We start from the raw sequence: 25,267 nt of genomic DNA on the forward strand, positions 1-25,267 counted from the left end.
ATGAACGGCCCCGCACGTTCGCTTCGCACCGCGCCGGCCCCGGCGTTCGCGCAGGGCACCGGCCAGCGCAACCGCGCGAGCGGTGCGCCGGCGCCGATGCACATCGTGCTGTTCGGCGCCGGGCACGTCGGTCACGCGCTCGTCACGCTGCTCGGCGCGCTGCCGTGCGTCGTGCAGTGGGTCGACACGCGCGACGAGCTGTTCCCGGACGAATGTCCGCCGAACGTGCAGCCGGAGCCGACCGACACGCCGGAGGCCGTCGTCGACGCGGCGCCGCCGGGCGCGTACTTCCTCGTGATGACGCACAACCACGCGCTCGACTTCTCGCTCGCCGCGCGGATCATGCGGCGGCGCGACTACGCGTACTTCGGAATGATCGGCTCGCGCACCAAGCGCGTGAAGTTCGAGCGCCGGCTCGCCGCGCGCGGCGTCGATCCGGCGCGGCTCGTGGAGATGGTGTGCCCGATCGGCGTCGCGGGTATCGTCGACAAGGCGCCGGGCGCGATCGCGGTGGCCGTGTGCGCGGAGCTGCTGCAGGCGCGCTCGGGCATGCCGGTGGCCGACGCGAAGGCGCTGGCGGCCGGCCGCGCATGCGACGAGGTGTCCTGCTCGCGGTAGCACCGCGCGGCCGGCGCAGGGCCGCGCGTTTTTGCATACACTGCACGGCAACGCGCGGCATCGGGCTGCGCATCCCGTCACCGTGCACATGCCATGTCCGATCACCCGATCTATCTCGACGCGCTCGATGCGAGCGTCGCCGCCATCGAGCGCTGGCTGTCCGGCATCGACACCGCGCCCGCGGCGCTCGACGCGCTGCTCGCCGCGTTTTCCCCCGGCTTCACGATGATCCTGACCGATGGGTGCGTGGTCGACCATGACGGCACGCGCGCGCTGTTCGCGAAGCTCGTCGGCGCGAAGCCGGGGCTGCGCATCACGCTGTCGGAGATCCGCGTGCTCGCGGCCGACGCATCGCATGCGGTGATCACCTATCTCGAAGCGCAGCACGCGGCGGCGGGCGCGCTGCCTGCGCGCCGCGCGACGGCCGTGTTCGAGCGCGACGCGGCGGGCGTCGTGCGCTGGACCCATCTGCAGGAAACCTTCTGCACGGCCTGAGCGGCCGCGTATCAGCGCTTGCGCGTGCGGGCGACCGTCAATTCGTCGGACACGCTCTGCATCAGCGCGCCCAGCCACGCGATGTCGGTCGGCCGGTCGGGCTGCGGATGCGTGAGCAGGTAGCTCTTGATGCGCGGGAACGGCACGGGCGGTGTGACGACGACGAGCGGCAGCAACTGCGCATAGTGCGTCGCGAAGCGGCGCGTCGTCGTGAAGATCAGGTCCGACTGCAGCAGTACCTGCGGCACGATCCCGAAGTACGGCAGCGTCGTCACGATGCGCCGCGTGAGGCGCGCACGAGCGAGGCCGATCTCGATCGCGTTGCGCTTGTCGCCGGTGTACGGCGTCGGCGCGACGTGCGCGGCCGACGCATACGCTTCGCGCGTGAGCGGCACGTGCGCGAGCGGATGCGTATCGCGCATCAGGCATACGATCGTGTCGGAGAAGAGATCCTGGCGCACGAACCGCGGGTCGGGCTTCGGCCAGTTGCCGATCACGAGGTCGAGCGCGCCCGATTCGAGCGCGCCCGCGTGGTCGAGCGCGGGATTCAGCGAGTCGATTTCCAGATGCGCATGCGGCGCCGCGTCGCGAAAGCGCTCGATCAGCGTCGGCATGAAGAAATCGTTCAGGTAGTCGGGCGCCGCGACGCGGAACGTGCGCCGCGCGGACGACGGATCGAAGTCGCCGTGCGGCGTCGCGATGAAGTCGACCTCGCGCAGCGCGCGCGACGCGGCCTCGAGCAGCGATGCGCCGTATTCGGTCGGCACCATGCCGGATTTGCCGCGCACGAGGATCGGGTCGTTCAGCGTCTCGCGCAGCTTGCGCAGCGCGGTGCTGATCGCGGGCTGGGTCTGGTTCAGCCGCAGCGCGGCCTGCGTGACGCTGCGCTCAAGCAGCAGCGTGCGCAACACGCGCACGAGCCAGATATCGAGCGAGGCGGTACGGTCGTCGTCTTCCATCGGATGGGGGTGATTCGGGTGACGCGTAACCTTACCGCAGCCGCGCGTTGGCGTGCGTGATACCGGCCATCACGCGCGACCCTTCGGCAGCGCACTGATCCGCTTGACCTCGCGCGATTCGAGCCAGTTCGGCGTGCGTGCGCAGTACAGCACCATCGGCAGCGCATCCTCGCCCCAGAACAACTGCTTGTTCATCCAGAACGTCGGCACGCCGAACACGCCGAGCGCGATCGCATCGGCGTTGTTACGGGCCAGTTGCGCGCTCGTTTCCTCGAATTCGATCAGCGCATCGCCATGGCCGACGCCGACGCGCTCGCACAGCGCCGCGAAGCCTTCCGGCGTCGACGGATCGTTGCCCTCGCGCCAGATGAAGCGGAACATTTCCAGCACGGTCGCGATGTCGGCGCGCAGCGCGATCGCGAGGCGCAGCAGCTTGTCGGAATCGAACGGGTGCGCGGGCGGCATCTTGAAGCGAATGCCGAGCTGTTCCGCGCGAAACAGCGCGTGACGGTACGTGAACACGCGCTTGGCCGGCACGTCGGCGCTCGGGCGCTGCCCCCAGTGGCGCTGCAGGTCGAGCAGCGAGACGGCGACGGGTTCGAACGGCACGTCCGGCCATTTGTCGTGCTGCTCGAGCAGCAGATACGAGAACGGCGACACGAAGTCGAAGAACCAGGCAGGTTGGGCGGTATCGAGGCCGGTTGTCATGTCGTTCTCCAGAGGGTGGGGCGTGCGGCGCCTGGCGGCGGCCTCCATGTTACGCGGCGGCACGCGCATGCAGCAATGATCGCGGATCGTCCGCTCACGCGGAACCGGGAGTCGCCCGGGGGGCGCCGTCGGCCGGCGGCGGCGCGGCTTCGGCGCGTGCCGGCGGCGGCCCGCCCGCGCCGGGCGGGGCCGCCGGCGTATCCGGGTCGTGCGACGTGAGCCGCTCGCGCACGAAGCCGATGTGCTCGCGCAGCACGTAGAACTGCCCGGCGTACGCGAGCGGCATCTTCATCCGGTTCACGGCTTCCTCGATGTCGTCCAGCTGGTCGAGCAGCTGGACGCGTTCCTCGGCGGTGTGCTCGCCGAGCGCGCTGCGCTCGAGCGCGATCAGCGCGCCGTACCAGCGGTAGATGCGCGAGCGCACGCGCCAGCCGTACAGCGACGGCACGAGCCGCAGCCCGGGAATCAGGACGACGATCAGCGGCACGACCACCACCAGCAGCCGGTCGACCAGGCTCGCGACCCAGAACGGCAGCCGCCGGTACAGGAAGGTCTTGCCCGACTTGTAGTAGCGCGCGGCGTCGTCGGACAGCGGGAATCCGCGCGTGACGGACGACGGGAACTCGCCCGCGTGCTGCAGGATCGTCGCGTGGCCGTGCACCTCGCGCGCGGCCTCGATCAGCAGGTCCGACAGCGCGGGGTGCAGCGAATCGCGCGCGACGAGTTCGATCGTCGGTGCAACCGTGTGGATGTCGGCCGGCGGCAGGTTGCGGCCGAGATCGTAGACGCCCATCGGCAGCGTGATCGCGGTCAGGTAAGGAAAGCGCCGCGCGTACGCCTCGGCCTGCGTGAACGAGTACACGTGCACGCCCGGCGCACGGAACAGTTTCGCCATCACCGGGATCTGCGTCGAGTCGCCGGACAGGAACGCCGCGTCGATCTTGCCGTCGAGCAGCGCGGTTGCCGCGTCCTCGCCGGCGGTCGGCAGCAGCTCGGTCGAGCCGCCCGGCACGATGCCGTTCATCTTCAGCAGCGCGAGGCTCAGCTCGCGCGCGCCGCTGCCTTCCGCGCCGAGCGCGAGCCGCTTGCCCTTGAAGTCGGACAGGCGCGCGACCACCGGGCCGCGGTACATGATCGCGAGCGGCACGTAACCGATGCTGCCGAGCGACACGAGGTGCTCGTCGCGCTCCTTCGGGCCGATGCCGCTCTGCACGAAACCGACGTCGACCGGCGCGTTCGGGTTGGACAGCCGCGCGATGTTCTGCGCGGATCCTTCAGACGACTGGACGTCGAGCGTGACGCCGTTCTTCGCGAGGATCGTCTTGTACTTCTGCGCGGCGTTCCAGTACGTGCTGCCGGGCGGGCCGGACGAGATCACGAGCGTGGACGGCGGCGCCGGCTGGATCAGCCTGACGGCGAGCCAGACGGCCGCGGCGGCGAGCAGGACGGTCGGGCCGATCGACAGCGCGAGATCGCGCCACGACACCGCGACGAAGCGGGCGAGGATGCGACGAGGCGGACGAGGGCGGGCAGGCTTCATGGGGTCGACGGATGACGCTGGCGTGACGCATCGATGACGGTCGGGCGATTGTCGCGGGCGATGCGGATGCTCGCGGCGATGGTACCCGGTTTCACCGTGCGTGCGCGAATCGGGCAGCCCGGCGCGGCGCGGCGGCGACAGCGGCGGGCGGCCCCGCGTCAAAAGCTTTGCGCTTCCGCGGGCGCTGGATTACATTGTGCGACGCAGCCGCGCCCGATTCGCGCGCGACCCGGCACGCAATGAGACCGGGCGCGTCCGGCCGGCGGCTGTCCGGCCCGGCCGGCCCGCTATCAGCGTGCGCCGGCCGCCGGCCCGTGTCGCCTCTCTCGTATCGCCGTGGAAAACACCGGCTGTCCCGCCCGTTCGCGCGCGGGCCGGCTGTTTTTGGGGGTATCCGGCCGTACTGTGCACGGCCGTTCCGGAGTGATAAGGAGATAGCATGAAGTCGATCGTGTTGAGAGCGTTGGGCGTTGCCGCCGTGGCGGCCTGCCTGTCGGGCAGCGTGTATGCGCAGTCGAGCGACGCAGCGGCAACGGAAGCGCCGGCGGCCGCGACCAGCTCGCCGAAGGCCGCCGCGAAAACCGCGAAGAAGGCCAACCGCAAGCTCGGCTACGCGGTGCGCAAGGCCATTTCGAAGGAACAGGGCGTGAACGTGTCGAACCTCGTCGTTCGTTCGAAGGGCGGCGCGATCACGCTGGAAGGCACGATGCCGGCCCAGGACCAGATCGACAAGGCCGAAGCCGCGGCGAAGGACGTGAAGGGCGTGACGTCGGTCACGAACAAGCTGACGGTTCAGCAGCAGTGACGCCGGGCGGCGGCGCGCGAGCGCCGCGCGCGCCCGTTTCCAGGCGGGCCCCGGCATGCCGGGGCCCGTTTGCGCTTCAGAGGCCGCGGGCCGCGCGCGACGCGGCGGCGGACCGATAACGAAATCGAGGGGGCGGCGATGACGAGACTCGGGTGGGGCAGGCGGATGGGGTGGGGCGCGGTGCTGGCAGCGCTCGCGATGCTCGGTGCGTGCAACGGCGACGATACGGCCGAGCGCAATCGGCTGCCCGGCTTCGTGTCCGGCAGCGTGCGCACGACGGCCTACGACGGCGCGAGCGACGACCTGCTGACGGCCGGCCTCGGCAAGACGGGGCTGGCGGCGGCGAGTGCGCCCGGCTTCGCGAATCCGGCGCGGCCGACGAGCGCCGAGTTGCGCCGCCTCGCGATCTGGTCGAACTACCGTGCGCTCGTCGACATGAGCGCGAACGGCGGTTACGGCCGCTTCTGGGGGCCGAACGTCGATCTCGACGGCAACGACACGCTCGGCGAAGGCAAGATCCCCGGCACCGAATACCTCGCGTACTCCGACGACGGCAGCGGCACCAGGAACGTGACGCTGCTCGTGCAGGTTCCCGCACGCTTCAATCCCGCGCAGCCATGTATCGTCACCGCGACGTCGTCGGGCTCGCGCGGCGTGTACGGCGCGATCTCCGCGGCCGGCGAGTGGGCGCTCAAGCGCGGCTGCGCGGTGGCCTACAACGACAAGGGCGGCGGCAACGGCGCGCACGAGCTCGGTACCGACACCGTCACGCTGATCGACGGCACGCTCGCCAACGCGGTGCTGGCCGGCACCGCGAGCCTGTTCACCGCGAACGTGACGAGCGGCGATCTCGCCGCGTTCAACAACCGCTTTCCGAACCGCTACGCATTCAAGCATGCGCATTCGCAGCAGAATCCCGAGCAGGACTGGGGACGCGTGACGCTGCAGTCGGTCGAGTTCGCGTATTGGGCGCTCAACGAGCAGTTCGGGCCGCTGATCGACGGTTCGCATCACGGCGTGCGCTATCGCGCGGGCGACATCACGACGATCGCCGCGTCGGTCAGCAACGGCGGCGGCGCGTCGCTCGCGGCGGCCGAGCAGGACAGCCGCGGCTGGATCACCGCGGTCGTGGTCGGCGAGCCGCAGATCAACGTGCGGATGTCGCCGAATGCGGTCGTGCGCACGGGCGGCCAGCCGGTGCCGTCGTTCGGCCGGCCGCTGGCCGACTACGCGACGCTCGCGAACCTGCTGCAGCCGTGCGCGGCCGCGTCGGCGTCGCTCGCCGGCGCGCCGTACCTGAGCGCGCTGCCGGCCGCGACCACGCAGTCGATCCGCACCCAGCGCTGCGCGACGCTCGCCGCGGCCGGGCTCGTGTCGGGCGCCGACACGCAGAGCCAGGCGGCCGACGCGCTCGCGCAGCTCCATGCGGCCGGTTATCTGGCCGATTCCGACCTGCTGCAGGCGCCGATGTGGGATTCGCAGGCGATTCCGGCGATCGCGGTCACCTACGCGAATGCGTACACGCGCTCGCGCGTCACCGACAACCTGTGCAACTTCAGCTTCGCGACGACCGATCCGGCGACGGGCGCGGTCGCGGCGCCGGCTGCCTCGCCGATGCCGGCCGTGTTCGGCGTCGGCAACGGCGTGCCGCCGACGGCCGGCATCAACCTCGTGTTCAACAACGGCGCGGGTGTCGACCACCGGCTCGCGACGCCCGATGCGAGCTTCGCGGGCGCGCTGTGCCTGCGCCAGCTGTGGACGAACGGGATGCTCGGGATGCCCGCGAACGTCGATGCGGTACGCGTGAACGCGAACCTGCACGGCAAGCCGGCGATCATCGTGCAGGGCCGCAGCGACGCGCTCGTGCCGGTGAACCACGCGTCGCGCGCATACGTCGCGCAGAACGGCATCAGCGAAGCCGGGCGCAGCCAGCTCGTGTTCTACGAGGTGACGAACGGCCAGCACTTCGACGCGTTCCTGCCGGTTGCGGGCTTCGACACGCGCTTCGTGCCGGTCCACTACTACAACCTGCAGGCGCTGAACCTGATGTGGCAGCACCTGAAGAACGGCGCGCCGCTGCCGCCGTCGCAGGTGATCCGCACGGTGCCGCGCGGCGGCAGCCCGGGCGCCGCGCCGGCGCTGACGAGCGCGAACCTGCCGCCGATCTCGGCCGCGCCGGGCGCGAACGCGATCACGACCGGCGCCGGCGCGATCGACGTGCCGCTCTGACGGCCGCCGCCGCGCCGCCCCCGCCAGGCCGGACAGTCGTCCGGCTTTTTTCCTTTCGTCGTCTGGAATCGGTCCCGTATTGCCTTTTGTCGGATTGGCGAGCGCCGTAACAAATTGTTACTTTACGGCGGAAAATCCGGAACCTATTATGCGCCGGTATTTTCAATTAATTTAATAAATTCCATATACGAGAATATTCCTTTCCGTTTGGTTAATCGATCCTTTCGATTTTGTTAAATCGGCTCGGGCTGCGCTTGGTCGCCGTTTGGCGATTAATCTGCATCTCGCCGAGGGGGTTCGTTCGTCTATCTGAAGCGAAGGTGCCTTGCCGGGCATGCTTTGCGGGGCGTCTTATTGCCGTCGATTTTGTGCAAATGCGGATTGGCGGAATGAATCCGAATTGCTGCGGATTATTGAATTGTCGTTTGCAATGGAATTGCTTCCATTGTGCAGTCGCAAAAAATGGGTGGGGTAAATCATGCCGGTCGATATTCGTCGACCCGGTAAAAAACTCGGAGTGCGTCGCATAACGAATGCATTCCCGGTGCGGAGCGCCGGCGCAAATGATCCTTTGCGGCCGGCGGTATTTATCGTTCTGTTCGAGAGGCAATAATGACGACACGGAAGTCCTTGAAAGACGGTTTCGCGCTATTCGGAACGACCTTGAGCGTGCCGCTCGCCGCCGCAGCGGCCGCGGCGCTGCTCGTCACGGGGTGCGGCGGCGACGACGGGCCGAGCCCGACTGCTTCGGCCGCCGCGGCGGCCGCGACGTCCAGCGGCAGCACGCAGGCCAACACCAATGCGACGGCCGCCGCCGCGGCCGACCAGCCGTACGTCGACACCGACGTGTACGGCACCGGGCCGAACGACGCGGTCACGGATTCGACCGAAGGCGCGGCGGTCGTGCACCGCCAGGTCACGATCGGCGGCAAGACGATCAAGTACACGGCCACCACGGGCCACCTGACGACGATCGATCCGGTCACGTCGGCGCCGAACGCGAAGATGTTCTACGTCGCGTACACGCAGGACAACCCGGATCCGTCGAAGCCGCGCCCGGTCACGTTCTTCTACAACGGCGGCCCCGGCTCGTCGTCGGTCTACCTGCTGCTCGGCTCGTACGGGCCGAAGCGCCTGCAGTCGTCGTTCCCGAACTTCACGCCGCCCGCGCCGTACAAGCTGCTCGACAACCCGGACAGCCTGCTCGACCGCACCGACCTCGTGTTCATCAACCCGGTCGGCACCGGTTATTCGACGGCGATCGCTCCGGCGAAGAACAAGGATTTCTGGGGCACCGACCAGGACGCCCACTCGATCGACCGCTTCATCCAGCGCTACCTGACCAAGTACTCGCGCTGGAATTCGCCGAAGTTCCTGTACGGCGAGTCGTACGGCACCGCGCGCAGCGCGGTCGTGTCATGGGTGCTGCACGAGGACGGCATCGACCTGAACGGGATCACGCTGCAGTCCTCGATCCTCGACTATGCGAACGCGCTGTCCGCGCCGGGCACGTTCCCGACGCTCGCGGCCGATGCGTTCTACTGGAAGAAGACGACGCTCAACCCGACGCCGACCGATCTCGACGCGTACATGATCCAGGCCCGCAACTACGCGGACAACACGCTCGCGCCGCTCGCGCAGAAGCCGAACCCGCAGGACGGCGGCTTCGTCAACGTGCGGCTGAACCTGAACCTGCAGACCGCGCAGCAGATGGGCGCGTACATCGGCACGGATCCGACGTCGCTGATCCAGACGTTCGGCAACCCGGCCGCGCTCGGCAACGTGCCGTCGTCGGACGACAACCCGCCGTACACGTTCTTCCTGACGCTCGTGCCGGGCACGCAGATCGGCCAGTACGACGGCCGCGCGAACTTCACGGGCAAGGGCATCGCGCCGTACATCCTGCCGAACTCGGGCAGCAACGATCCGTCGATTACGAACGTCGGCGGCGCGTACACGGTGCTGTGGAACAGCTACATCAACACCGACCTCAAGTACACGTCGACGTCGTCGTTCGTGGACCTGAACGACCAGGTCTTCAACAACTGGGATTTCAGTCACATCGACCCGACCGGCGCGAACAAGGGCGGCGGCAATACGCTGTACACGGCCGGCGACCTCGCGTCGACGATGAGCGTAAACCCGGACCTGAAGGTGCTGTCGGCGAACGGCTATTTCGACGCCGTCACGCCGTTCCACCAGACGGAGCTGACGCTCGCGCAGATGCCGCTCGATCCGACGCTCAAGGCGCAGAACCTGACGATCAAGAACTACCCGTCGGGCCACATGATCTACCTGAACGACGCGTCGCGGACCGCGCTGAAGGGCGATCTCGCCAACTTCTACGACGGCATCCTCGCGAACCGTACCGCACTGCAGCGCGTGCTGAAACTGCAGGCGCGCACGCAGCAGCTCAAGCAGCAGAAACTGCAGCAGCAGGGGCAGTAAGCGGCGCGGGCGGCACGTCGCCGCCCCGGATGGACGACAGCCCGATCGGCGCAGGCCGGCCGGGCTGTTTTTTCCTGGGTCGCGGAGGATGGGCGGCGTATCGGAGGCGCCCGCCGGGAAAAGGCGCAACCGCGAGGGAAGGGCGACGCCGGAACCGCTTACGCGAGCACGAGCCTGACGCCGACCGCGACGAGCGTCGCGGCGAGCAGGTTGCGCAGCAGCCGCTCGGGTGCGCGCGCCGACAGCAGGCTGCCGATCACGATGCCCGGCAGCGAGCCGAGCAGCAGCGACAGCAGCATCGACCAGTCGACCGAGCCGAGCAGCCAGTGGCCCATGCCGGCGACCAGCGTGAGCGGTACCGCGTGCGCGATGTCGGAACCGACGATGCGGGTCGTCGCGAGCAGCGGATACAGCAGCAGGAGCACGGTGACGCCGATCGCGCCGGCGCCGACCGACGTCATCGACACGAGCACGCCGAGCACGGCGCCCGTCAGCACGGTCGACCACAGCGTGCGCGCGGGGCTCGGCGCGAGCGGGTTGCGCGCGGCGAACGCGGTGAGTTGCGGCCGGAAGATCAGCGCGATCGACGTGAGCAGCAGCGCGATGCCGAGCACGAGCTGGATCATCCGCGCGGTGCCGGGCGCATTCATCCCGTGCGTATGCAGCCACCACAGCGTGATGGCCGCGGCCGGCACGCTGCCCACCGCGAGCCGGCCGGTGATGCGCCAGTCGATCGACCCTTTCAGGCCGTGGACGAGCGTGCCGGTGGCCTTGGTCGCGGCCGCGTACAGCAGATCGGTGCCGACCGCCGTCGCGGGGTGCACGCCGAACAGCAGCACGAGGATCGGCGTCATCAACGAACCGCCGCCGACGCCCGTCAAGCCGACGAGAATGCCGACGAACAGGCCGGACAGGGAGTACAGCAGATCGATATGGGGAAGCGACATCGGAAGCAGGCGGTTATGCGGCGTTCTGCGGCGGCGCGTGGCTGCGGCGCGCGCATCAAAGTCCGCCATTGTCGCAAATGTGGCGCGTCGGCGTACAACTGCGTTAAAAATAGGCCGGGAAAGCCCGCGCGACGGGCGGGCGGACGGCGGGGGCGCGGTCGTTCGGACGGGCGGTGCGGCCGATTGTGTGCGATCGCGCCAAACGCATGACGAATCCGGCGCGTGCCGCGCCCGGCATGCGTAAAAAAGGGCGCGACAGTGCGCGCCCCGGTTCGATGGCGGCGGCCGCCGCTCAGTGCATCGCGGGGCCGGTGCCTTCGACGGCTTCCTGCCGTCGGATCCGCAGCCCGAAGCCGATCAGCGCGGCCACGGCGGCGAACACCGCGCCGAACGCGAATGCCGCGTGGTAGCCGCCGTTCAGCGCGGCGAGCGGCGCGGCCTGCGCGGCCGCGAGCACATCGGTGCGGGCGGCCGCGAGGCTCGCGAGCACCGCGAGGCCGAGCGCACCGCCCATCATGAACGCGGTATTGACGATCCCCGACGCCAGCCCCGAATCGGCCGGATCGACGTCGCTCATCGCGGCGAGCAGCATCGGGTTGAACGCGACGCCCGCGCCGATGCCGAGCAGCGTCATGCCGGGCAGCACGTGCAACACGAAGCCGCCGTCGACCGGCGCGCGCGAGAACAGCGCGAGGCCGCAGGCCGCGATCAGCAGGCCGGCCGCGATCGGGCCACGGATCCCGAAGCGCATCACGATCCGCGCCGACAGCCCGAGCGAGAACGCGGCCATGATCAGGTTCGCCGGCAGGAACGCGAGCCCGACCTGCAGCGGCCCGTATTGCAGCACGCGCTGCATGTACAGCGCCGACAGGAAGAACCACGCGAACATCGCGGCCGCCCATAGCACGGCGATCACGTTCGCGAGCGCGACGTTGCGCGCGGCGAACAGCGAGAGCGGCATCAGCGGATGCGCGCTGCGCGCCTCGATCGCGATGAACAGCGCGAGCAGCATGGCGGCCGCGCCGATCAGCGCGACGGTCTGCGTCGACAGCCAGCCGGCCTCGTTGCCGCCGACGATCCCGTAGACGGCCAGCATCAGGGAAGCGGTCACGGTGATCGCGCCCGCGACGTCGAGCCGCGCGGCGCCGGCCGGCGCACGCCTGCGCGGCAGCAGCGCCGCGCTCATCGCATAAACCGCGATGCCGATCGGCAGGTTGACGAGGAAGATCCAGTGCCACGACAGCGAACTCGTCAGCAGCCCGCCGAGCAGCACGCCGATGCTGCCGCCGCCCGCGCAGACGAAGCCGTAGACGCCCATCGCGCGTGCGCGCTCGCCGGGCTCGGTGAAGAGATTCATGATCAGCGACAGCGAGACGGCCGACACCACCGCGCCGCCGAGCCCCTGCACCGCGCGCGCGGCGATCAGCATCGTCTGCGATTGCGCGAGGCCGCATGCGAGCGACGCGAGCGTGAACGCGACGAGGCCCGCGAGAAACATGCGCCGCTGGCCGTACAGGTCGCCGAGCCGGCCGCCGAGCAGCAGGCAGCCGCCGAACGTCAGCAGGTACGCGTTGACGACCCACACGAGGGCCGTTTCGGTGAAATGGAGGTCGGTGCTGATCGACGGCAGCGCAACGTTCACGATCGTGCTGTCGAGCACGATCATCAGCACGCCGAGACAGAGAACGATCAGCGCGTACCAGCGTTTCTCGCCGTGGATCCCGTGAGTCATGGGCTCGCAGCCTTCTGACAGTTATTTGAAGGGATGCATTGTAGACGTCATCGGTGCGCGCTTCCTGCCGGTTTGTGGCAGGAGCGTCGCGTAGTGGCACGCATCCGCGGACGGGCGGGCCGGACGCATCGACGCGCGTTACGCGCGCGCCGGCAGTGCGCAGCCGTCGGGGCCGCAGGCGGCCGCGCCGGCGCCGTCGAGTTCGACGATGCCGTCGCGCCACGCCTGGTCGAGCGCCTGCGCGAAGGCGTCGGCCGGCTGCGCGCCCGACACCGCGTAGCGGCCGCCGAACACGAACAGCGGCACGCCGCGCCCGCCGATCTGCGCGGCGCGCGCGATGTCGGCTTCGACTTCGTCGCGGTACGCATCGCTGCGCAGCACGGCTTCGACGGCCGCGCGCTCGAGCCCCGCCTCGACCGCGAATTCGGTCAGCGCCGCGTGATCGAACAGCGAGCCGTGTTCGCAGAAATACGCGCGGTACAGCCGTTCGGTCAGCGCGTGCGCGCGGCCCGTCGCTTCCGCGAGCTTCACGAGCCGGTGGCCGTCGAGCGTATCGCCGACGAGCGTGCCGGGCAGGTCGTAGCGCAGTCCGACGCTCGCGGCTGCATCGGTCACCTGGCGCAGCATCTGGTCGACCTGCGCGGGCGACATCCGGTATTTGCCCGCGAGCATGACCTCGACCGGCTCGACCGGCTGGCCGGGCATCAGCCGGTACGCGCGCAGCACGACGTCGACGCGATCGGCGTGCGCGAACGCGGCGAGCGCCTCGTCGAAGCGGCGCTTGCCGATCCAGCACCACGGGCAGATCAGGTCGGACCAGATTTCGACGGTCAGGGTCGGGCGGGCAGTCGGGGCGGGAGCAGTCGTCATGGGCGGTTCCGGGCGGCAATGAAATGTAACCGTGATTGTATCATTTCGTGCTTCGACACCGCCGGTCGCGCGAAGCTTCGTGTGGAGCGGGGGCGCGCCCGGCGTACCACGAAGCATAGACAGGGAAACGGCATCCCGATAGCGACGACCGAGGCGGCCGTCGTGCGCTCGCCGCAGGGCGCTTACGCGTCGCCCTGCGTTTCCTTCAGGTGCTTGAGGTGCTTGTAGACCGTCGCGCGCCCCATCCCGAGGACGTTCGCGACGTAGTTGGCCGCGCTCTTGCCGCGGAACGCGCCTTCCGCGTACAGCGCCTCGACGAGCTCGCGCCGGTGCTCGCGCGTGAGCCCGTTCAGCCCGACCTGCCGCTCGCGCAGCCAGCCGTGCAGGAACGTGTTGATGCGCTCCTGCCAGTCGTCGCGGAACAGCTCGTCGGGCTGCGCGACGATGCCCGCGCCCTTGATGAACAGGTCGAGCGTCGCGCGCACCTCGTCGAACACCGCGATGTTGAAGTTGATGCACATCATCCCGGCCGGGCGGCCTTCGTCGTCGAACAGCACGTTGCTGACGCAGCGCATCCGCCGGCCGTCCCAGTTCAGCTTCTCGTACGGGCCGATCACGCGTTCGCGCGCGGAATGATCGATTTCCTCGAGCGCGGAATCGTCGCCGACCTCGCGCTTGGACAGGTTGTTCGCGAGATACAGCACGGTCTGGTCGTGCAGGTCGTGGATCACGACTTCCGCGTACGGGAAGAACAGCGCGGCGATACCGTCGGCGATCGGCGCATAGCGGGTGAGCAGCAGGTCTTTGACGGGGGATTTCTTCTTGCGCATCGGTGTCGCCATCTCGGGTGGGCGGGGGCCGGGCAGCGCATCGGGCCGGCGCACGGGCATACCGGTGGCCGGCATGCCCGTGCGCCCGCGCGCGGCCGCCGCGGCGGTTGCGCCATTGTATCGGCCCCGCGCGCGCGCGCCGCTCATGCGTGCGTCAGGTGCGTGTACAGCGCGTGCGCGATCGCGATGTCCTCGAGCCCGAGGCCGATCGAGCGGAAGAACGCGTGACGCGTGCGCGACGGCGCCGCGCAGGTGCCGGCGACGAGCGCGGGCAGGTCGCCGACGATCCGCCCGGCATCCCAGCCGTGATCGGCCGTCGCGATCTGCATTTCGCCGGCGCTGGCGGGCGTCGTGTGCCGGTAGTCGCAGTAGACGTCCATGTCGGGCAGCCAGGCGGGCGGGATTTCGTGCGCGCGCGCGACGTTCGTGCTGATCGACGTGACGAGCGCCGGGCGCGTGAGCATCCCGTCGCCGAGCACGGGCGTGCCCGACGACGTGCACAGCATCACCACGTCCGCGTCGCGCACGCAGGCTGCGACGCTCGCCGCCGCACGGGCGCGCGGGTCGAGTTCGGCGAGCGTGGCCTGCAGCGCCGCATTGCCGGCCAGCGCCGGCGAGTACACGCGAATCGTCTCCCAGTCGCGCAGCGCCGCCGTGTGCCGCAGATGCGCGAGACCGACCGCGCCCGCGCCGACGATCGCGAGACGGCGTGCGTCGCGCGGCGCGAGGCAGTCGACCGCCAGCGCCGTCGTGCCGGCCGTGCGTTCGACCGTCAGCAACCCCGCGTCGCACCACATCAGCGGCTGGCCGGTCTGCATCGACATCAGCGCGGTCCAGGCCGTGACGATCGGTTTGCCGCCCGTCACGACGTACGGCGACAACTTCGCGCCGAACACCTGCGCATCGGCGAGCGCGCCGAGATACGTGATGAAGTCGCCGGCCTGGTCGGGAAACAGCGTGAGCGTCTGCGGCGGCTGCACCGCGCGCGCCGCGGCGAGCGACGCGAACATGCGGCGCAGCGTGCCGAGCACGTCGAGCGACGGCAGGGCCGCGCGCACCGCGGCTTCGTCGACGGTCAGTGGCGGGGTCGGGGCGGTTTGCGTCATGGGGACATCTCCGGTCGGGGCCGGACAGGACGGTCTCGAAAGACGGTGTCCGGCGGTGTTCGTGATGGACGAAAAGTCTAATATAGACAAACAAGATCTGGAGAATTTTTCTTTTCGAGACCGTGTTTCGCCGTGGTTTTCCGGGAAAACATAGGTAAATCAACGGTGTTCTTCGTGGCAGGCACATGCGGGGAGGTCACGCGACGACGCACGATTATCGTATCCCCTATAGTCTATAGTAGACTTTGAGTCTATATTTCGGCTGCGGGACACGGCACGTCGTGTTGCGGCGGCCGCCTGCATCGAATGCCGATCCGGTGCCTGTCCGACGGCGTCGTGCGACCGATCTTCCTCGCCTCAATCCGGAACAGAAGGACCGTCATGAACTGGAAGCTTTCCCTTTGCGCCGCTGCGGCGCTCGCGTGCGCGGCCGTCACGGCCCATGCGGAACAGACCACGCTGCGTTTCGGCATCGAAGCCGCCTATCCGCCGTTCGAGAGCAAGACGCCGGCCGGCCAGCTGCAGGGGTTCGACGTCGACCTCGGCAACGCGGTGTGCGCGAAGCTGAACGTGAAATGCGTGTGGGTCGAGAACGCGTTCGACGGGCTGATCCCGGCGCTGCAGGCGCGCAAGTTCGATGCGATCAATTCGGCGATGAACATCACCGCGAAGCGCAAGCAGAGCATCGATTTCACGCCGCCGATCTACGTGGTGCCGATCGTGATGGTCGCGAAGCGCGGCTCGCCGCTGCGGCCCGACGTCGCGAGCCTGCGCGGCAAGCACGTCGGCGTGCTGCAGGGTTCGTCGCAGGAGGATTTCCTGAAGGCGCACTGGGCCAATGCGGGCGTGGCCGTGGTGTCGTACCAGGATCAGGACCAGATCTACGCCGATCTCGTCGCGGGGCGGCTCGACGCGGCCGTCCAGGAAGCGCAGACCGCGCAGGACGGGTTCCTCGACAAGCCGGCCGGCCGCGACTACCAGATCGTCGGCGACGCGCTGAAGGATCCGGCGACGCTCGGCGAAGGCACGGGCTTCGGGATGCGCAAGGGCGACAAGGCGCTGCAGGCGAAGATCGTCGGCGCGCTCGATGCGCTGAAGAAGGACGGTACGCTGAGCGCGCTGTCGCAGAAGTACTTCAAGCGCGACATCATCGCGAAATAAGCGCCGCCGCGCGCCGGCCGCGGTGCCGGCGCGCGGCGCATCGAATCTCGACGCAGGACGGGGAACCATGGATTTCGACGTCATCGTTCTGGGGGCCGGCATCGTCGGCGTGTCGTCGGCGCTGCACCTGCAGGATCGCGGGCTGCGCGTCGCGCTCGTCGATCGGCGCGCGCCCGGCGAGGAAACCAGCCACGGCAATGCCGGGCTGATCGAACGCTCGTCGGTCGTGCCGTACGCGTTTCCGCGCCGGCTCGGCACGCTGCTGCGCTACGCGCGCAACCGTTCGGTCGATCTGTACTGGGACTACCGCGCGCTGCCCGCTTATGCGGGCTGGCTCGCGCGGTTCTGGCGCGAATCGTCGCCGCAGCGGCTCGCGGCCGCCGCACGCGACCTGCTGCCGCTCGTCGCGGCGAGCGTCGTCGAGCACGACGCGCTGCTCGCGCGTACCGATGCCCAGCCGCTCGTGCACGACGGCGGGTGGATCGAGGCGTTCCGCTCGCCCGCGCTGTTCGATGCCGAAGCGCGCGCGCAGCAACGCGTGGCTGTCGCGCACGGCCTGCGGATGGCCGTGCTCGACGCGCGTGCGCTGCGCGAGCGCGAGCCCGGCATCGGCGACGCATTCTGCGGCGCCTTCCACTGGCAGGACCCAAAGACCGTGTCGAGCCCGGGCGGACTGACCAAGGCCTACGCGCGGCTGTTCGAGCGCGACGGCGGCACGTTCGCGCTCGGCGACGCGAGGACCCTCGCGCAGGTGGACGGCGGCTGGCGGGTCGGGTCCGAACACGGGCCGATTTCGGCACGTTCGGCCGTGGTCGCGCTCGGACCGTGGTCCGATCATGTGTTCGCGCCGCTCGGCTACCGCATTCCGCTGCGCGCGAAGCGCGGCTATCACATGCATTACCGGCCGACGCGCGCGCCGCTGAACGTGCCCGTGTGCGATACCGAGGAAGGATTCGTCGTCGCGCCGATGGAGGGCGGCCGCCTGCGGCTTACGACCGGCGTCGAGATCGCGCTGCGCGGTGCGCCGCCGACCGGCGTGCAGCTCGCGCGCGCCGAACCGCTGGCGCGCGACGCGTTCGGCATCGGCGAGCGGCTCGATCCCGAGCCGTGGCTCGGGATGCGGCCGTGCACGCCCGACATGCGGCCGGTGATCGGGCCCGCGCCGCGCCATCGCCATCTGTGGTTCGCGTTCGGTCATTGCCACCACGGGCTCACGCTCGGCCCCGCGACCGGGCGCCTGCTCGCCGAAATGATGACCGGCGCGCCGACCTACATCGATCCCCGTCCATACCGGCCCGCGCGCTTCGGTTGACCGGCGACGCTACGCGGCGAAGCGGCGCCTGCCGCCGCCGCCGTGCGTCGCGTCACGCGCGCCGATCGCGAGAGGGCATTCACAGTATTTCATTCTGCTGTCCGGATAATCGAGAGCCGCGTGATCGAAAATGATCTGCGTAATCGTCAAGAAAGAAAATCGCGAATCAAAAATTAGTAAATCAGCGATTTATCAATGCATTTTCATATCGGTGAAATGCGTAATGGGCAGCCGTCCATGACGGTATCGGGCACCATCGCGACCGGCTGTTCCGGCGCCGCGCGGAATGTACCGGAACACGTTACTGCGGGGCTCGCAAACGTTACGTTACATCCACGCCCTGTCCGCCTTTTTCATCAGACGATTGATGCCCGTCAATCCCTGGGCAACCCCTGAATTTCGTCTGAAATCGATTAAAAAATCGTTATTGCCAGTCAATAGGCTGACGAATCCGTCCTTTTTTTGAATTGGCACGCTTCGTGCAATCCGTCCCCATGCTTTATCAACGTAGTGCCAACCGAGATAGGGAAAATAACGATGAGACACAATCTTAAATTGACGGGTGTGGCGCTGTCGGTCGCGACGGTGTTCGGGGTACTGGCTTCGGGTTCCGCAGTGGCGGGTGCCCTCGATTCGCTGCCGATCCCGCAAGTGATCGTCAACCCGCCGACGAACAGCGTGTCGGTCGGGCTGGTCGCCACGGGCACGTCGCCGCTGGGCTCGGTCACCGTGACGGCGGGCGGGTCGGGCGCGATCCAGACGTCGCTCGGCGATCCGGGACAATTGCTGTCGGGAGCCGTGGGGGCGGTGACGGGCGCACTCGGCGGCGGCACGGTGCAGCCGCTCGCACCGGTCCAGGGTGTGTTGAACCAGGTGACGGGGGCGCTGAATGGCGGCAACCCGGCAAGCGCGCTGACCAGTGCGTTGAATACGGCGACGGGGACGCTGAGCAATGCGGTTGGCACCGTAACGGGCGCATTGGGGAATGTCGGCGGCGGTTCGAACCCGCTGGCGCCGGTGCAGGGCGTGGTGAATCAGGTGACGGGCGCGCTCGGCGGCGGCAATCCGGCCGGTGCACTGACGGGCGCACTGGGCGGCATCGGCGGCGGTTCGAATCCGCTGGCGCCGGTTCAAGGTGTGGTGAATCAGGTCACGGGTGCGCTCGGTGGCGGGAACCCGGCTGGCGCGCTGACCGGTGCGCTCGGCACGGTGACGGGCGCACTGGGCGGTATCGGCGGCGGGTCTAACCCGCTGGCGCCGGTGCAGGGTGTGGTGAACGGGCTTACGGGGTCGATTGGTGGCGGCGATCCGGCTGGCGCACTCACGGGTGTCGTCAACACGGTGACGGGGGCGCTAGGTAATCTCGGCAGCGGCTCGAACCCGCTGGCGCCGGTGCAAGGCGTCGTGAACGGTGTCACGGGCGTACTCGGTAGCGGGAACCCGGCAGGTGCCTTGACCGGCGCACTTGGTACGGTCACGGGGGCACTGGGCGGAATCGGCGGCGGCACGAATCCGCTGGCACCGGTTCAAGGTGCGGTGAATCAGGTGACGGGCGCGCTCGGTAGCGGCAATCCCGCCGGCGCGCTGACCGGTGCCCTCGGTACGGTCACTGGCGCGTTGGGCGGTATCGGCGGCGGCACGAATCCGATTACCCCGATCCAGAACATCGTCAACCAGGTCACGGGTACGCTTGGCGGCGGCAATCCGGCCGGCACGCTGAGCAACGCGGTCAACACGATCACGGGCTCGCTCGGTAACCTCGGCGGCGCCGGGAGCCCGCTGGCACCGGTGCAAGGCGTCGTGACGCAACTCGCGGGCACGCTCGGCAACGGCAATCCGGCCGGCGAGCTGACGAACGCGCTGAACGCCGTGACGGGTGCGCTCGGCGGCGCGAATCCGCTGACGCCGGTGCAGGGCGTCGTGAACCAGGTCGTCGGCACGCTGTCGGGTGCGGGCGGCGGCAGCCCGATCGCGCCGATCACGAACCTCGTCAACGGCCTGCAGAACGCGCTGCCGGGTGGCAATCCGGCCGGTGCGCTGACCGGCGCACTGGGTTCGGTCACGGGCGCCCTCGGCAACCTCGGCGGCGCGAACCCGCTGGCGCCGGTGCAAGGTGTCGTCAACCAGGTCGTCGGCACGCTCGGCGGGAGCAATCCGGCCGGCACGTTGAGCAACGCGGTCGGGACGGCCACGGGCGCCCTCGGCAACGCAGTCGGCTCGGTTGCGGGTGCGCTCGGCGCGCTGGGCGGCACGAACCCGCTGGCGCCGGTACAGGGTGTCGTCAACCAAGTCGTTGGGACGCTCGGCAACCTTGGTGGCACGAACCCGCTGGCGCCGGTGCAAGGCGTCGTGAACCAGGTCGTCGGCGCGTTGTCGGGCGCGGCGGGCAGCAGCCCGATCGCCCCGATCACGAACCTCGTGAACGGCCTGACGGGCGGCGGCAACCCGGCCGGCGCACTGACCGGTGCGCTCGGCTCGGTGACGGGCGCACTCGCGAACGGCCCGGCAGCCCTCGGCCAGGCGGCCGGTGCGCTGTCGGGCGCGGCCGGTTCGACGGCCGCGGCGGGCGGCAGCCTGCTCGGCTCGGGCGCGAACGCGGCCGGCGGCACGGCGGGTGCAGTCGGCTCGCTGCTGACGACGGGCGCCAACGCGACGGCGACGGTCGTCAATGCGGCCGGCACGTCGGTGGGTACGGCGCTCGGTTCCGCGCCGAGCCTGTCGGTGACGCCGCATTCGGGCAATAGCGCGCCGAACAACCCGCTCGCGCCGGTGACGTCGCTGCTCCAGTCGCTGACCGGCGCACTGCCGAAGTAAGGGCCGGATCCGCACGGCGGCGCCGCATGGCCGCCGTGCGCCGCGCTCGCGCAACGCGGCATGACAGCGATGTCATGCCGCGTTGTCTTTTCGGGCTTCCCGCTGTCTTGCGTCGCATGAGCAACCGCCGCCGACTATTTCAACGCGGCATGGAATAACCGGTTCCCGCCGTCCGTTTACCTACCGAGTTCCGGCCCGGCCCGCCGGCGGGATAATGGTCGCAACGAAACCGATCGTCCCGTCCGGCGGCGCCGTGCCGCCAGGCCCTGCCAAGGAGAACGGGAATGAAACGGATGGTCTTTGCCGCCGCGCTGACGGCGGCGATCGTGCGGCCGGCGGCCGCGGAACCGCCTCAGGTGAGCGACGGGAAACTGGTCGACGAGGCACACATGACGCTGTACGTGTTCGATCGCGATGCGCCCGGCAAGAGCGCGTGCGACAGCGCGTGTGCGGCCAACTGGCCGCCCGCGATCGCGGACGCGTACGACAAGGCATCGGGCGCACTGAGTCTCGTCGCGCGGGACGATGGCAAGAAGCAATGGGCGTACCGCGGCCGCCCGCTGTATCGCTGGAAGATGGACCGCAAGGCGGGCGACGCGGGCGGCGACGGGATCGGCGGCATGTGGCACGTCGCGCACCCGTGACCGCGCGGCGATGCGGATGCGCAAGGCTTCCTGATGAGCTACGAATCGGATCTGCTGGTGTGGCTGCCGCGTCTCACGCGCTATGCGCGTGCGCTGACGGGCGACCGCGCGTGGGCGGACGATCTCGTGCAGGACACGCTCGAGCGTGCGCTGAACCGGCCGCCGCGCGACGGCGGCAACCTGCGCGCGTGGCTGCTGACGCTGTTGCGGCACCGTTTCATCGACCAGTTGCGCGCGCGGCGCGAGATCGCGGTCGACGATGCGACCGCGCCGTGGCAGACGATGGCCGCGCCGGCCGGCGAGATCGGTGGGCTGGTGCTGCGCGACGTGCAGCGCGCGTTGTACCGGTTGCCGGTCGAGCAGCGCGAGGTGCTGCTGCTGGTCGCGCTTGAAGAATTGAGCTATCGCGACGCCGCGCAGGTACTCGGCGTACCGGTGGGCACGGTGATGTCGCGGCTCGCGCGGGCGCGCGCGCAGATGCGCGCCTTGCTGTCGGACGAGCCGTCGGCGCACGGCACGGCCGCGTTACGGGTGATCGGGAAAACATGATGGACGATCCGCACAAGCCTTCGAACGGGCGGGACGAGGACGCGTCGGCGCAACTGCTGTCCGCGTTGCTGGACGGCGAGCTGTCCGGGAGCGAGCGGCGCGAGATGCTCGAGCGCCTGCAGTCCGATCCGGAGGAGGCCGAACGATTCGCGCATTACCGCGCGCAGCGCGACGCGCTGAAGGCGCTGTTCCCGCTGCCGGGCGCGGCCCCCGCGCTGTTCGTGCAGCGTCGCGCGCCGCGCCGTCGTGCCTTCGCGTATGCGTTCGCGGGGCTGGCCGCCGGGCTGCTGATCGGCGTTGCGCTGCCTGCGGGCTGGCTGGCGATCGGCCGCGACCCGGCGTTCGCCGCGCGCGCCGATGTCGCGTATGCCGTGTACGCAGCCGATCGCGACCATCCGGTCGAGGTCGGCGCGGGCGATCCCGCGCATCTCGCCGCGTGGTTGTCGGCGCGCGTCGGACGGCCCGTGCGCGCCCCGTCGCTCGACGAATACGGCTACGTGCTGCTGGGCGGCCGGTTGCTCCCCGGCGATGGCGGGCCGGCCGCGCAGTTCATGTACCAGCGCGCGGACGGCGCACGCGTGACGCTTTACGTGACTGCCTACGATGCGCGGCATCTCGCGCCGCAGTCGATGTCGGCCGACGGCCGCTACACGTATTTCTGGTCGGATCGCGGCATGGGTTATGCGTTGTCCGGCCGCGGCGACGAACGGCGCCTGCGCGCGCTCGCGATCGAGGCGTGCGGCGCGCTCGGCGGCCCGACCGACGCGTGGAAGAGCTGACGCGTACCACCGGCAGGGAGCAGGCGATGAAGACGACGATGACGAAGGTGCTCGTGGCGGCGGCGCTCGCCGCGGGTGCGACCCTCGCGCGGGCGGACGGCGACGCGCCCGTGCGCGTGCCGGTCGACGCCGACGGCGTGCAGCGGGTCGCCATCGTCGGCGGCAGCTATTTCTTCCGGCCGAACCATGTGATCGTGCGCGCGCACGTGCCGGTCGAGCTGACCGTGTCGGCGGAGCCGGGCGTCGTGCCGCACAGCTTCGAGATTGCTGCGCCGCCGCAAGCAGGCATGGCGGTGCGCACCGAGCTCGGCACGACGCCGAAGACGTTCCGCTTCACGCCGGCGCAGCCGGGCCGGTTCGCCTACTATTGCATGCATCGGCTGCTGTTTTTCAGGAGCCATCGCGAGCGCGGAATGGAAGGCGTGCTCGATGTCGAGGCGGCGCCGTGATCGCCGCGTTGCTGGCCGCGAGCCTGATAGGAGCGAGCATGACAGCCGACCCCGTGACCGTCGCCCAGGCGCATTTCGACCACGTCCGCTCGTATCGCGCGACGATCCGCTCGTCGGCGCGCGGTGGCGAACACACCGAAATCCGCTACGCCTACCTGAAACCGGGCTTCGTCCGGATGGATTTCGTGTCGCCGCATCGCGGCGCGGTGCTCGCGTACGATCCCGGCGACGGCAAGGTGCGGCTGCGCCCGTTCGGCGCGCACGCGCCGCCCGCGCTGACGCTGTCGCCGTCCAATCCGCTCGTGCGCGACCGCAGCGGCCACCGGGTTGACCGGTCGGACGTCGGCGAACTGCTGCGCAACGTGCATGCGCTGCAGCAGGGCGGCGCGACGGTGACCGAAGGCGAGGAGGCCGTCGGCGGCCGGACCGCGCTGCGCGTGTCGGTCACCGGCGCACCCGCGCACGCGGTCGACGGCGTGCATCGCTACCGGCTGTGGCTGGACGCCGGGGACGGCTTTCCGCTGAAGGTCGTCAGCTTCGCCGACGGCGACGACGTGCCGCTCGAAACCGTGACGCTCGACGACGTCGAAATTGACGTCGCGTTCCCCGAGCGTTTCTTCGCACCTTGACCGACGAGTGGGCGCGTGTCCGTGACGGACAGCCCGGAGGCTGCATGGCGGAATACCGGTTCTCGACGACCTGGCGCGTGGACGCGCCGCTCGCGGCGGTCTGGGACGCGATCTACCAGGTCGACCGCTGGCCCGACTGGTGGAAGGGCGCCGTGCGCACCGTCGAGGTCGAGCATGGCGACGCGCGCGGCGTCGGGGCGCTGCACCGGTATACGTGGAAGGGCGCGTTGCCGTACCGGCTGACGTTCGACATGCGCGTGCGGCGCGTCGAGCGGCCGCATGCGCTCGAAGGCCGCGCAAGCGGCGCGATCGAAGGCGACGGGCGTTGGTCGTTCGCCGGCGACGGCGCGCACACCGTCGTGCGCTACGACTGGCACATTCGCACGCAGGTGCGCTGGATGAACTGGCTCGAGCCGCTCGCGCGCCCGCTGTTCCGCTGGAATCACGACGTCGTGATGCGTGAAGGCGCGAAGGGGCTCGCGCAATTGCTGGGGGCGGCCGTCGAGACGGATGGCCGGACCTTCCGGCCGCTGTCCGGCGCAGGCTGCGCCGATGCGTAGCAGCGCGTGAGGACGCGCGTCGCGTCGGTCAGCGCGCGTACGCCATCACCGCGCCGTCCACCGCCAGCGCGATGCGCTCGCCGACGGCCGGGCACCGGTGTCCCGGCACGCGGATACGCACGAGCACGTCGCGATCGGCATCGAGGCGTGCGAGCACGTCGGCATCCTGGCCCGCGAACTGCGCGGCTTCGACGCGCGCCGTCCGGCCGCGCGCCGCGCCGGCCTGCGCGACCGGCACGATGCCGATCTGCTCGGGACGCAGCATCGCGTCGGCCGGCCCGTCGGGCAGCGGGGCGACGAGCGGCAGCTCGCCGAGCGCACAGGCGATGCGCGCATCGCGCACGTGACCCGCGAGCAGCACGGCCTGCCCGACGAACGACGCGACGTCGCGCGTGACGGGCTGCCGGTACAGCATCTGCGGCGCGGCCGTCTGCACGAGCCTGCCTTGCCACATCACCGCGACTTCGTCGCCGAGCGTCATCGCCTCTGGCTGGTCGTGCGTGACGAGCACCGACGTCGCGCCGGCCGCGGCAAGCGCGTCTGCCACCGCGCTGCGCGTTTCATGGCGAAGCGACGTGTCGAGCGCGGAGAACGGTTCGTCGAGGATCACGAGCGAGGGCTCGGGCGCCAGCGCGCGCGCGAGGGCCACGCGCTGCTGCTGGCCGCCGGACAACTGCTGCGGCGCGCGGCTCGCATACGACGCCGGCAGCCCGACCATCTCGAGCAGTTCGTCGACGCGGTGATGGCGGCGCCGTGCCGCGCGCGGCAGCCCGAACGCGATGTTGTCGGCCACCGACAGGTGCGGAAACAGCGCGCCTTCCTGCGGCACGTAGCCGATCCGGCGCCGTTCGGGCGGCAGGTGCACGTCGGGGGCGGCCACGCGGCGTCCGTCGATCTCGACGGTGCCGCGCTCGGCGCGCTCGAAGCCGCACAGCACGCGCAGCAGCGTCGTCTTGCCGCTGCCGGACGGGCCCAGCAGCGCGAGGCGCGAGCCGCGCCGTACCGTGAGATCGATGTCGTGCAGGACGGTATGCGATCCGAACGATTTCGACAGGCCGTGGATGCGTAGTTCGCTCATGGGCG

23 protein-coding genes are annotated in these 25,267 nt (G+C 69.8%); 14 read left to right on the plus strand and 9 right to left on the minus strand.

Annotated elements, in window-relative coordinates:
* Positions 1 to 618, plus strand: coding sequence for a xanthine dehydrogenase accessory protein XdhC (gene xdhC / locus WJ12_RS03780; protein WP_034187237.1), 618 nt, complete (start codon positions 1 to 3; stop codon positions 616 to 618).
* Between the two features lie 93 nt (positions 619 to 711).
* On the plus strand, positions 712 to 1,113 hold the full coding sequence (locus WJ12_RS03785; protein WP_059557272.1) for a hypothetical protein: 402 nt from the start codon (positions 712 to 714) through the stop codon (positions 1,111 to 1,113).
* A gap of 11 nt (positions 1,114 to 1,124) precedes the next feature.
* Here the strand turns inward: WJ12_RS03785 and WJ12_RS03790 are convergent, their stop codons facing one another.
* The 3 genes from WJ12_RS03790 to WJ12_RS03800 form a co-directional block, all read right to left on the minus strand.
* Positions 1,125 to 2,072, minus strand: a complete 948-nt coding sequence (locus tag WJ12_RS03790; RefSeq protein WP_034187239.1) for a LysR family transcriptional regulator — start codon at positions 2,070 to 2,072, stop codon at positions 1,125 to 1,127.
* 69 nt (positions 2,073 to 2,141) lie between these two features.
* A complete protein-coding gene (locus WJ12_RS03795; protein WP_034187240.1) occupies positions 2,142 to 2,780 on the minus strand; it encodes a DsbA family protein in 639 nt (212 codons plus the stop codon).
* Between the two features lie 94 nt (positions 2,781 to 2,874).
* On the minus strand, positions 2,875 to 4,320 hold the full coding sequence (locus WJ12_RS03800) for a TAXI family TRAP transporter solute-binding subunit (protein ID WP_059557269.1): 1,446 nt from the start codon (positions 4,318 to 4,320) through the stop codon (positions 2,875 to 2,877).
* 439 nt (positions 4,321 to 4,759) lie between these two features.
* Between WJ12_RS03800 and WJ12_RS03805 the strand changes: the two genes are divergently transcribed.
* The 3 genes from WJ12_RS03805 (at position 4,760) to WJ12_RS03815 (ending at position 9,802) form a co-directional block, all read left to right on the plus strand.
* Positions 4,760 to 5,125 carry a BON domain-containing protein gene (locus WJ12_RS03805; protein WP_059557268.1) on the plus strand — a complete coding sequence of 122 codons (366 nt, stop codon included), beginning with the start codon at positions 4,760 to 4,762 and terminating at the stop codon, positions 5,123 to 5,125.
* Positions 5,126 to 5,263: 138 nt separating this feature from the next.
* Positions 5,264 to 7,354: a D-(-)-3-hydroxybutyrate oligomer hydrolase gene (locus WJ12_RS03810; RefSeq protein WP_059557266.1), complete on the plus strand. Its 2,091-nt coding sequence runs from the start codon at positions 5,264 to 5,266 to the stop codon at positions 7,352 to 7,354.
* Positions 7,355 to 7,966: 612 nt separating this feature from the next.
* On the plus strand, positions 7,967 to 9,802 hold the full coding sequence (locus WJ12_RS03815) for a S10 family peptidase (RefSeq protein ID WP_049029236.1): 1,836 nt from the start codon (positions 7,967 to 7,969) through the stop codon (positions 9,800 to 9,802).
* A gap of 158 nt (positions 9,803 to 9,960) precedes the next feature.
* Here WJ12_RS03815 and WJ12_RS03820 read toward each other — a convergent pair whose 3' ends face one another.
* From WJ12_RS03820 to WJ12_RS03840, 5 genes are all read right to left on the minus strand, one after another.
* Complete coding sequence (locus tag WJ12_RS03820; RefSeq protein ID WP_034187453.1) at positions 9,961 to 10,749, minus strand: sulfite exporter TauE/SafE family protein; 789 nt, start codon at positions 10,747 to 10,749, stop codon at positions 9,961 to 9,963.
* A 292-nt stretch (positions 10,750 to 11,041) separates the two neighbouring features.
* Positions 11,042 to 12,481 carry a DHA2 family efflux MFS transporter permease subunit gene (locus WJ12_RS03825; RefSeq protein WP_059557264.1) on the minus strand — a complete coding sequence of 480 codons (1,440 nt, stop codon included), beginning with the start codon at positions 12,479 to 12,481 and terminating at the stop codon, positions 11,042 to 11,044.
* 138 nt (positions 12,482 to 12,619) lie between these two features.
* A complete protein-coding gene (locus tag WJ12_RS03830) occupies positions 12,620 to 13,351 on the minus strand; it encodes a DsbA family oxidoreductase (protein WP_034187246.1) in 732 nt (243 codons plus the stop codon).
* A 182-nt stretch (positions 13,352 to 13,533) separates the two neighbouring features.
* A complete protein-coding gene (locus WJ12_RS03835) occupies positions 13,534 to 14,328 on the minus strand; it encodes a helix-turn-helix transcriptional regulator (protein ID WP_059557262.1) in 795 nt (264 codons plus the stop codon).
* Entirely contained in the window at positions 14,325 to 15,287 is a 963-nt protein-coding gene (locus tag WJ12_RS03840; RefSeq protein WP_059557260.1) for an ornithine cyclodeaminase family protein, read from the minus strand. Before WJ12_RS03840 ends, WJ12_RS03835 begins: the two co-directional genes overlap by 4 nt.
* Before the next feature lie 381 nt (positions 15,288 to 15,668).
* On the opposite strand from WJ12_RS03840, the gene WJ12_RS03845 reads away from it, so the two are divergent.
* The 9 genes from WJ12_RS03845 (at position 15,669) to WJ12_RS03885 (ending at position 24,184) form a co-directional block, all read left to right on the plus strand.
* Positions 15,669 to 16,448, plus strand: a complete 780-nt coding sequence (locus WJ12_RS03845; RefSeq protein WP_034187454.1) for an ABC transporter substrate-binding protein — start codon at positions 15,669 to 15,671, stop codon at positions 16,446 to 16,448.
* Between the two features lie 67 nt (positions 16,449 to 16,515).
* Positions 16,516 to 17,760, plus strand: a complete 1,245-nt coding sequence (locus tag WJ12_RS03850; protein WP_059557258.1) for an NAD(P)/FAD-dependent oxidoreductase — start codon at positions 16,516 to 16,518, stop codon at positions 17,758 to 17,760.
* Positions 17,761 to 18,297: 537 nt separating this feature from the next.
* Entirely contained in the window at positions 18,298 to 20,574 is a 2,277-nt protein-coding gene (locus WJ12_RS03855; protein WP_059557256.1) for a beta strand repeat-containing protein, read from the plus strand.
* 284 nt (positions 20,575 to 20,858) lie between these two features.
* Entirely contained in the window at positions 20,859 to 21,218 is a 360-nt protein-coding gene (locus WJ12_RS03860) for a COG4315 family predicted lipoprotein (RefSeq protein WP_059557254.1), read from the plus strand.
* Between the two features lie 33 nt (positions 21,219 to 21,251).
* Positions 21,252 to 21,767: a sigma-70 family RNA polymerase sigma factor gene (locus WJ12_RS03865; protein ID WP_059557251.1), complete on the plus strand. Its 516-nt coding sequence runs from the start codon at positions 21,252 to 21,254 to the stop codon at positions 21,765 to 21,767.
* Positions 21,764 to 22,546: an anti-sigma factor family protein gene (locus WJ12_RS03870; RefSeq protein ID WP_059557249.1), complete on the plus strand. Its 783-nt coding sequence runs from the start codon at positions 21,764 to 21,766 to the stop codon at positions 22,544 to 22,546. The genes WJ12_RS03865 and WJ12_RS03870 overlap by 4 nt, the downstream gene beginning before the upstream one ends.
* 26 nt (positions 22,547 to 22,572) lie before the next feature.
* Complete coding sequence (locus tag WJ12_RS03875; RefSeq protein ID WP_059557364.1) at positions 22,573 to 22,995, plus strand: cupredoxin domain-containing protein; 423 nt, start codon at positions 22,573 to 22,575, stop codon at positions 22,993 to 22,995.
* Positions 22,992 to 23,624 (plus strand): LolA family protein, encoded by a 633-nt coding sequence (locus WJ12_RS03880; RefSeq protein ID WP_034187254.1) that lies wholly within the window; start codon positions 22,992 to 22,994, stop codon positions 23,622 to 23,624. The genes WJ12_RS03875 and WJ12_RS03880 overlap by 4 nt, the downstream gene beginning before the upstream one ends.
* Positions 23,625 to 23,668: 44 nt before the next feature.
* Complete coding sequence (locus WJ12_RS03885; protein ID WP_034187255.1) at positions 23,669 to 24,184, plus strand: SRPBCC family protein; 516 nt, start codon at positions 23,669 to 23,671, stop codon at positions 24,182 to 24,184.
* A 28-nt stretch (positions 24,185 to 24,212) separates the two neighbouring features.
* On the opposite strand, the gene WJ12_RS03890 is transcribed toward WJ12_RS03885, so the two are convergent.
* A complete protein-coding gene (locus WJ12_RS03890) occupies positions 24,213 to 25,262 on the minus strand; it encodes an ABC transporter ATP-binding protein (protein WP_059557246.1) in 1,050 nt (349 codons plus the stop codon).
* Between the last annotated feature and the right edge of the window lie 5 nt (positions 25,263 to 25,267).

Source organism: Burkholderia seminalis, assembly GCF_001718535.1.
GTDB classification, from domain to species: Bacteria; Pseudomonadota; Gammaproteobacteria; order Burkholderiales; family Burkholderiaceae; genus Burkholderia; species Burkholderia seminalis.

What these genes read in the sequence shown, in the direction of transcription:
- xdhC (WP_034187237.1), top strand. Translation starts at nt 1, where the DNA reads ATGAACGGCCCCGCACGTTCGCTTCGCACCGCGCCGGCCCCGGCGTTC.
- WJ12_RS03785 (WP_059557272.1), top strand. Translation starts at nt 712, where the DNA reads ATGTCCGATCACCCGATCTATCTCGACGCGCTCGATGCGAGCGTCGCC.
- WJ12_RS03790 (WP_034187239.1), bottom strand. Translation starts at nt 2,072, where the DNA reads ATGGAAGACGACGACCGTACCGCCTCGCTCGATATCTGGCTCGTGCGC.
- WJ12_RS03795 (WP_034187240.1), bottom strand. Translation starts at nt 2,780, where the DNA reads ATGACAACCGGCCTCGATACCGCCCAACCTGCCTGGTTCTTCGACTTC.
- WJ12_RS03800 (WP_059557269.1), bottom strand. Translation starts at nt 4,320, where the DNA reads ATGAAGCCTGCCCGCCCTCGTCCGCCTCGTCGCATCCTCGCCCGCTTC.
- WJ12_RS03805 (WP_059557268.1), top strand. Translation starts at nt 4,760, where the DNA reads ATGAAGTCGATCGTGTTGAGAGCGTTGGGCGTTGCCGCCGTGGCGGCC.
- WJ12_RS03810 (WP_059557266.1), top strand. Translation starts at nt 5,264, where the DNA reads ATGACGAGACTCGGGTGGGGCAGGCGGATGGGGTGGGGCGCGGTGCTG.
- WJ12_RS03815 (WP_049029236.1), top strand. Translation starts at nt 7,967, where the DNA reads ATGACGACACGGAAGTCCTTGAAAGACGGTTTCGCGCTATTCGGAACG.
- WJ12_RS03820 (WP_034187453.1), bottom strand. Translation starts at nt 10,749, where the DNA reads ATGTCGCTTCCCCATATCGATCTGCTGTACTCCCTGTCCGGCCTGTTC.
- WJ12_RS03825 (WP_059557264.1), bottom strand. Translation starts at nt 12,481, where the DNA reads ATGACTCACGGGATCCACGGCGAGAAACGCTGGTACGCGCTGATCGTT.
- WJ12_RS03830 (WP_034187246.1), bottom strand. Translation starts at nt 13,351, where the DNA reads ATGACGACTGCTCCCGCCCCGACTGCCCGCCCGACCCTGACCGTCGAA.
- WJ12_RS03835 (WP_059557262.1), bottom strand. Translation starts at nt 14,328, where the DNA reads ATGAGCGGCGCGCGCGCGCGGGGCCGATACAATGGCGCAACCGCCGCG.
- WJ12_RS03840 (WP_059557260.1), bottom strand. Translation starts at nt 15,287, where the DNA reads ATGACGCAAACCGCCCCGACCCCGCCACTGACCGTCGACGAAGCCGCG.
- WJ12_RS03845 (WP_034187454.1), top strand. Translation starts at nt 15,669, where the DNA reads ATGAACTGGAAGCTTTCCCTTTGCGCCGCTGCGGCGCTCGCGTGCGCG.
- WJ12_RS03850 (WP_059557258.1), top strand. Translation starts at nt 16,516, where the DNA reads ATGGATTTCGACGTCATCGTTCTGGGGGCCGGCATCGTCGGCGTGTCG.
- WJ12_RS03855 (WP_059557256.1), top strand. Translation starts at nt 18,298, where the DNA reads ATGAGACACAATCTTAAATTGACGGGTGTGGCGCTGTCGGTCGCGACG.
- WJ12_RS03860 (WP_059557254.1), top strand. Translation starts at nt 20,859, where the DNA reads ATGAAACGGATGGTCTTTGCCGCCGCGCTGACGGCGGCGATCGTGCGG.
- WJ12_RS03865 (WP_059557251.1), top strand. Translation starts at nt 21,252, where the DNA reads ATGAGCTACGAATCGGATCTGCTGGTGTGGCTGCCGCGTCTCACGCGC.
- WJ12_RS03870 (WP_059557249.1), top strand. Translation starts at nt 21,764, where the DNA reads ATGATGGACGATCCGCACAAGCCTTCGAACGGGCGGGACGAGGACGCG.
- WJ12_RS03875 (WP_059557364.1), top strand. Translation starts at nt 22,573, where the DNA reads ATGAAGACGACGATGACGAAGGTGCTCGTGGCGGCGGCGCTCGCCGCG.
- WJ12_RS03885 (WP_034187255.1), top strand. Translation starts at nt 23,669, where the DNA reads ATGGCGGAATACCGGTTCTCGACGACCTGGCGCGTGGACGCGCCGCTC.
- WJ12_RS03890 (WP_059557246.1), bottom strand. Translation starts at nt 25,262, where the DNA reads ATGAGCGAACTACGCATCCACGGCCTGTCGAAATCGTTCGGATCGCAT.